Source organism: Dialister sp. (assembly GCF_051885895.1).
In the GTDB taxonomy this organism is placed as follows: Bacteria; Bacillota; Negativicutes; order Veillonellales; family Dialisteraceae; genus Dialister.
Genome location: NZ_JBJEXP010000093.1, coordinates 1 through 6,499 on the forward strand (window position 1 = coordinate 1; position 6,499 = coordinate 6,499).

Sequence of the window (6,499 nt, forward strand, 5' to 3'; positions counted from 1 at the left end):
AAGCTTCAAAAGCAGCGGACAGAAGGCGGAACATGATACCTGTCCGCTGTAAATTCCCTCTGCCGCCGTTCACCTGATCCTTCTTTTATCCACCTCTTCTTCAAATTATTTTCTCTTTCTATCCTGTATTATACTCGCCAATATGACAGATCCTGACACTGGAGGAAAATAGATCAAATAAAAGAAGCCTGTTCTCATAGGATGAAAACAGGCTTCTTCTGCTTTTAAGGAAATTTTCCGGAGGCTTTTATTCTATTGTCACAAATACGGGGGAAGACCAGGCGGCATTGCCATTGGACTGGAGCACTTTGATCCAGTAGGCATGTTCGCCCTTTTCCTGCGGCAGAGGGACTGCCTTATCCAGATATAAAGCCCGGGCATACTCTTCTTCCGGTACTTCGGCAAAGGCTTCCTGCATTTCCACTTTCAGGTTCAGGCCGCCCATGGGCTTCACCATTCCCCTGGTGCGTATTTCCTTCCAGGATGCTTCTGCGGCTCCCTGGAGACTGCTGAATTTGATGACCGTATCATCATCGCCTTCCAGTTCAAGAATCAGTCCGTCGTAGTCTCCGGAGGTGGAAGAGGTAAATTTCACGTACTGGTCTGACCTGATGGTGATCCCCTGGTCAATGCGGTCAAAGGCATATGTTTCTGCATTGACGATTTTACCATGCTGTACATAAACCATGCCGTCCCATTTGGCAGATTTTCCCCGCCCCCGGTATTGGACGCCGCTCCAGCGGATGCGGACTCTATTGTCCGCTTTGGGAAGGAGTTCTTCGAAATAGACCGGCTTTTCCCAGTCAAAAATCTGGATGCTTTCAATGGGATGGGATGCAGCAGCTTTGACATGGAATACCGGCTGTTCATGTATGGTTCCTTCATCCCCCATCCCTATGCCGCTGACAGCCGTGGAAAGGAAGATGCGATCCATGGTGGAGGCAAAGCAGTGCCGGGCTTTGATGGCATCCCAGATTTCTTTTCTGGTCAGGTGTCCGGCAAAGACCCCGGTATGGCCGCTGGCCACATCGAAAGCGCCGGAGGCGGATTTCCCGTGGCCGGAAAGAGGATAGGAAAGCCCTATTCTTCCGGTATGGTCATCACTGGCGGCGATAAATCCCACTTTCAGCCGTTTTTTCATGGCATCCATGGCAAACCATTCAAAGGTGCCGTGATGGGAATGAATTTCGATAACGCTGGTATATTCCGGATTCAGGAAATCCAGATTGGCATACCGGCCGCCTACATGGGGAATCAGGAGGACATCTTTTCGGTGATCCAGCTTCTGATAGAGCTCCGGAATGGGATTGGCATTGAGGCTGACGTCACAGTCGGGAGCACTCCAGTTGCTGCTGGGATAAAAGACATCGTTATCATGAAGGAAGTAGACATTATGGTCGCCGCCCTGGGGAGTGGTGCCGGACCATTCATATCCCAGGTAGACAAGAAATTGATTTTCCCTGTTAAATTCCTTGGTGAAACGGCGGATCTTTTCCCAGGTGTCATTGGTCACTTCAAAATCATTTCCCTGCCAGCCGGTAAAATCTATCAGTGCCTTGTCCCTGGCAAAGGAGTAATAGTCATCCAGGCGTCCGGTGCCTACGGTCTGCCGTGTCTGGCCGTGCATATCGCCCCAGTACAGATGGGGTTCTCCCGGATTTACGCAGCAGGAGCCGTTGCTGCAGGCAATGTAGCCCCGCTTCTTATCTTCCGCTCGCAGGGTCCAGAATCCTTCTTTGGTAATCCGGCAGCCGGGGATGGCGAAAATGCCGTCTGTATCCGGCGGGAAATGGACTTCCCGGGGAATATTCCCGCCTTCTCCCTGGATCAGGGTTAAGGAAACATCCCCCTCGTATTTCCCCGTAGGGTTGCCGAATTCATCCAGCACCCGAAGATGCATGGTAAAAGGTTTATCTTTTTCTACTGTCCCCGGAACCACCACCTGCAGTTCATGATGCATGGCAGGTACGATCCGGACGCTCAGGCGGTCAGGCAGTTCTTCATACCTGTTTGTGCCGCAGGGATCCAGATAGGTTCTGAACTCGTGCTCCCGTTCACAGAAGGACTGCGCCCGCATCCCCAGGCTTCCCTGCGACGTATCTCCCATGGTGATGGTAATGGTGTCCCCTTTTTTGATATAGCCGCCGTATACATTGATCAGGATACTGTTTCCGAATGAGCGGACAAATTTATGATAGGCCGCTTTTACCCTGCAGTCTCCGTCTGTAGTCACTGTGGTATATCCCGGCTGTTCCGGTTCGTCAAACTGTGGCGTATCCCAGTCACTGACGCTTTTCCATGCCAGCACCAGAGAGCCGCCGTCATCAATGCCGTACTCTCCTGCGGTAAAGGTAAATGTCCAGGTTGAAAATTCTCCTGCCATCACATCCCGCCGGGGTGTCATGGACATGGTTCCCATATAGGTTCTATTGAGTCTCATAGTACCTCCTCAAAGTAAGAAATAGAGTCCTGCCAGTGTGAGATAAATACAGTAGGGCGACGAATACAGCATGGATTTCAGAGGATTCACCGTTTCTCCCAAAAGCGAACCCACCAGCCCTGCCAGAATGAATGTATTCATATCGCAGGGAGGAAATCCCTGCCCGGCCATGCCTAAATGCGAGCTGGCAAGGGCGATATTCAGGTCGGAAATGCCGATGGAGGACCAGGCCGGCGCCAGGATGGGAAGAAGCATGGACTGAGCCGTGCTCTGTCCGCCGGTAAGCATGCCGGAAATCACCAGTGTCAGACTGCCGCCGATGATCAGGAATGTGCTGTCCAGTCCGCCTGCCCACTGGGCAATTGCCTGGTTCTGCCCTCCCAGCTTAAAAGCTCCCAGGAAGAAGGCCGTGGCGATGAGAATGATTTCCGGATCCCTCACTGCTTCGATCCGTTTCATCAGCTGTCCCCGCATCTTCTTCCACATCCCAGGCTGCACAATGAAGCAGGAAAGAATGGCAAAAATCATGGACATGACAATATTGTTGGTGATTTTTCCCAGGATATAGATATGGCTGATGGATTGAAAAAGATTTCCCTGCCATCCGGGAAGAAGGCTCAGCACAAATCTGGGGAAATCAAATTTAATGGACGGAATGCTGTTCAGCATCACGCAGGTGATCAATACAAAAAGGGGAATCAGCTTGGGCCAGTTCCAGGAAAATATGGTCCAGGCCGACTCTTTGGGAATCAGATTTTCAGGAATGGCATAATGGTTTTCAATATATACCTTGCAGAAAAAGAGGGTAATCACGATCAGTCCCAGCCCTACGGAAATATAGCTCACCAGGAGCGCCTGGGAGGCATCAATCCCGATCAGTCCGCAGGCCAGAATCACCGCATTGGATACGGGAGGCATCATCCCGCCCATGGAGGCTCCGGTGACAATGGTGGCACAGATCAGATCAGGCTTCATTCCCATTTCCCGTAGAGACGGAACCACCAGAAGACCGATGACTGCGCCTACAGCGGCTACGGTCCCCATGAGAGAGCCGCCGATGTACAGCGTCACCAGAATGGCAAAGACCAGTCCCTCCGGTGTCTTCCCAAAGATGGAGCGCAGGATATTGAGGACCGTTTCCATGGCACCGGTTGCTACCTGCAGGGCGGAAAACACGGCTCCCAGAATCACGATGTAAAAAATAAAAGCGATGGAATTGAAGCTGCTGATCCAGGGAGAAATCCACTCCGAAGGATTCATTTTCCCTCCCATCAGGAGCGCCAGCACACCGGCGCCGAAAAAGGCGAAGGTCATGTTTCCGCCAATGAAGGGAATTTTCTTACACATGGTAATGATGATCAAAAAGAAAACAGGAATCAGTACTGCCATCATACCCATCGCCTCCAATCCATCTTTCACAGGAATATTTCCATTTATTATAGAAATAGAAATCCTCTTTGTAAAAGATAAATGTTGATATTCACCATAACGTTTATGTTATACTGAAGAAAATCATTTCTCTAAGGAGCATTTATCATGAATTTTGATACTCTTTCCACCTTCCAGACCATAGCCGACTGTGGAAGTTTAACAAAAGCAGCCGCCCGGCTTCGCATATCGCAGCCCGCCCTGTCAAGGACACTGCGCCTTTTGGAATCGGAATTGGGATTTTCCGTATTCGACCGCACAGGCAACAGCCTGCACCTTAACCGGAACGGTGAAAAATTTCTGAATACGGTGAGAAAGATTCTGTCGGAATACCATGCCTGCATAGGAGAGCTGAGGGAATCCAACGGAATCAGTTCCCATATGATCATCATCACCTTTTCCTCCGTAGGAAATGCCATCCCCTACCTGACCTATGCATTCAGAAAGCTGCACCCTGAAAGCACCTATACACTGCGCAGCGGACGATTTTCGCGAAGTGACACCAGTACCAATTTCTTTATCATGTCCTCCTACCATCCCATTGCGGATAAGTTCCATACGCTTCTGGCCAAAGAGCCGCTTTATATGACAGTGAGCTCCCGCAACCCCTTGTCCCATGCCAGGCAGCTGAAGCTGTCTGCTATGAAAGGGGAAACATTCCTTTATTCCGGAGAAGAGAATGACATGTATGAAACCCAGCTCTATTTCTGCGAACAGGCCGGATTATCTCCGGTGGCGGAAAATATTGTCTCCAAACAGAACGTGCTCCTCATGCTCATCCGTCTCAATATGGGAATCAGTCTGCTGCCCCGGATAGAGACGGAAATGGTCAAACAGATTCCCGTTTCTGATATTCCCTGTTTCCGGTATGTCTATCTCATCCGCAATCCGAATACATTCCAGCCGGCCTTATGCCGGGAATTTGAAAAATTTACCATCCAATACTTCAAAAATACATACCGCTGAAGCCGCCTCCTCCTATTTGGGATGTCAGCTTTCTGCCAATAAAAATCGGAGCCCTGTGAACCGTAAAAAGTTCATAGAGCTCCGATTTTTTATTTTCTTGTCCAATCATCCTGCCTGCCCATAGACAGGGCGCATCCAAGAGCGGCATGGTGTGACAGCAGGGCAGATGGCCGGCAGCTGATTCCTAATCCTTTTACCGGCTGATGAATCAATCTGCAGGCTCTACCTCTTTCGGGAGATTTCTCGACTCCTCTCCATGATCTCCAGGGACCAGTCTATCCATTCCGGCACTGTTCCTCCGCTCGAAATGACGGGAGGGCGCCTGCGGCGCAGTCGGGATTGGGTTCGAGATCGAGGTGGAGAACGGGATCGCCTTGGCTGACATATAAGACTAGAAGCTAGTGGCTGGTGGCTAGTAACTGGTTCTTGGCTGCAAGCCCTCGATCCCGACCTCGGTCCCGATCCCGATCGTTCCATAGCCCTCCTGTCATTTCCAGCGCAGTGAAGTGGAGAGGCGAAATCCACACTTCCATAATGGATGCATAGAAAAGCCGGCAGCTCATTTTCTGCTGCCGGCCTTTAAAATCTTAAATTCACTGCCTGCTACATGACAAATCCGCAAATCAGATACAATACCAGCGATACTGCAGCAAACCCGAGAACATAAGGCATCTGTGTTTTTACATGGTCCATGATCGGGCAGCCCGAAGCAGCGCAGGACATCATACACACTGGAAGAAAAATTTTATAGATAATCAATGAAAACAGCATATACCACCCCAAATTTCTGCTTTCCTTTGACCATACCCGCCGGAATTTCAGATCTCTATCTTCTTGAAGTCCGTATGTCCTGCCTCCTCCAGGTAGTCGATAAGGTCCAGCACATGGCCTATCTGGTGCTTTCTCTTTTCTTCCCTGGCCTCCCGTCTCTTTTTGGCCCGCTTCTTCCGGCCCATGGGAAGAGGGGCCGCCTGCCCTGCGGCGGCATGAATTTTCGATTTCATGAACCCCGGCCCTTTTCTCTTATCCACCAGAATGGCCTGGGTGTGGTCGTAAATGGACAGCAGGGTATCGAAGACCGATGTAAAGAACCAGTGCTGGTCATGATACCCTTCCACAGGTCCTTTTCCTTTTTTCCGGAAATAGTTTTCGTGAAAGGTGCGGACTTTATTCTTCCTGGGATCGTAGACCAGAAGCCAGCGGTCAATGGGCGTTTCTATGGCAATTCTTCCGTCCTGAAAAACGCAGGTCATCTGCATCCTCCTGCAGAAATCCTGCACTTTCCTGTAATTCTTCCGGAAGAGCTTTCCCAGGGTGGAACAGTAGAGGCACCCGTGATATCCTGCATTTTCCGCTTCCTCTATGGTCCGAAAGACCCCGCGGTATTCCGCCCTGATGCGCCCGGCATAGATACACTGCTCCCGATGGTACACATGCTCCCCCGGGGCACGGCTGTACACAAGCATATCCATTCTCCTTTCCGGAAACACCTCATTTCCGGCTCTTCAACGAAAGATACAGGTTCATTGCGGATAAAACCATCACTATAAAGGAAAGAAATCCATTGACCTTTCCCGGCCTTCTTCTCAGCTCTGTCAGATTCATCATCCGCCGTCGGCCCTGCCGCCGGCTTTCACCTCCTTTGCCCCTCCGGCCTTGTTTCTA

4 protein-coding genes are annotated in these 6,499 nt (G+C 50.6%); 1 reads left to right on the plus strand and 3 read right to left on the minus strand.

Translation table 11 applies throughout. The features are described from left to right. Nucleotides 1-247: 247 nt before the first annotated feature. Nucleotides 248-2,440 (minus strand): hypothetical protein, encoded by a 2,193-nt coding sequence (locus tag ACI4N7_RS07995; protein WP_439732831.1) that lies wholly within the window; start codon nt 2,438-2,440, stop codon nt 248-250. Nucleotides 2,441-2,449: 9 nt separating this feature from the next. Continuing rightward, a complete protein-coding gene (locus ACI4N7_RS08000; protein ID WP_439732832.1) occupies nt 2,450-3,832 on the minus strand; it encodes a TRAP transporter large permease subunit in 1,383 nt (460 codons plus the stop codon). Nucleotides 3,833-3,976: 144 nt separating this feature from the next. Between ACI4N7_RS08000 and ACI4N7_RS08005 the strand changes: the two genes are divergently transcribed. Further along, complete coding sequence (locus ACI4N7_RS08005; RefSeq protein ID WP_439732833.1) at nt 3,977-4,834, plus strand: LysR family transcriptional regulator; 858 nt, start codon at nt 3,977-3,979, stop codon at nt 4,832-4,834. 818 nt (nt 4,835-5,652) lie between these two features. Here the strand turns inward: ACI4N7_RS08005 and ACI4N7_RS08010 are convergent. Next, entirely contained in the window at nt 5,653-6,306 is a 654-nt protein-coding gene (locus tag ACI4N7_RS08010) for a hypothetical protein (RefSeq protein ID WP_439732834.1), read from the minus strand. Nucleotides 6,307-6,499: the final 193 nt, after the last annotated feature.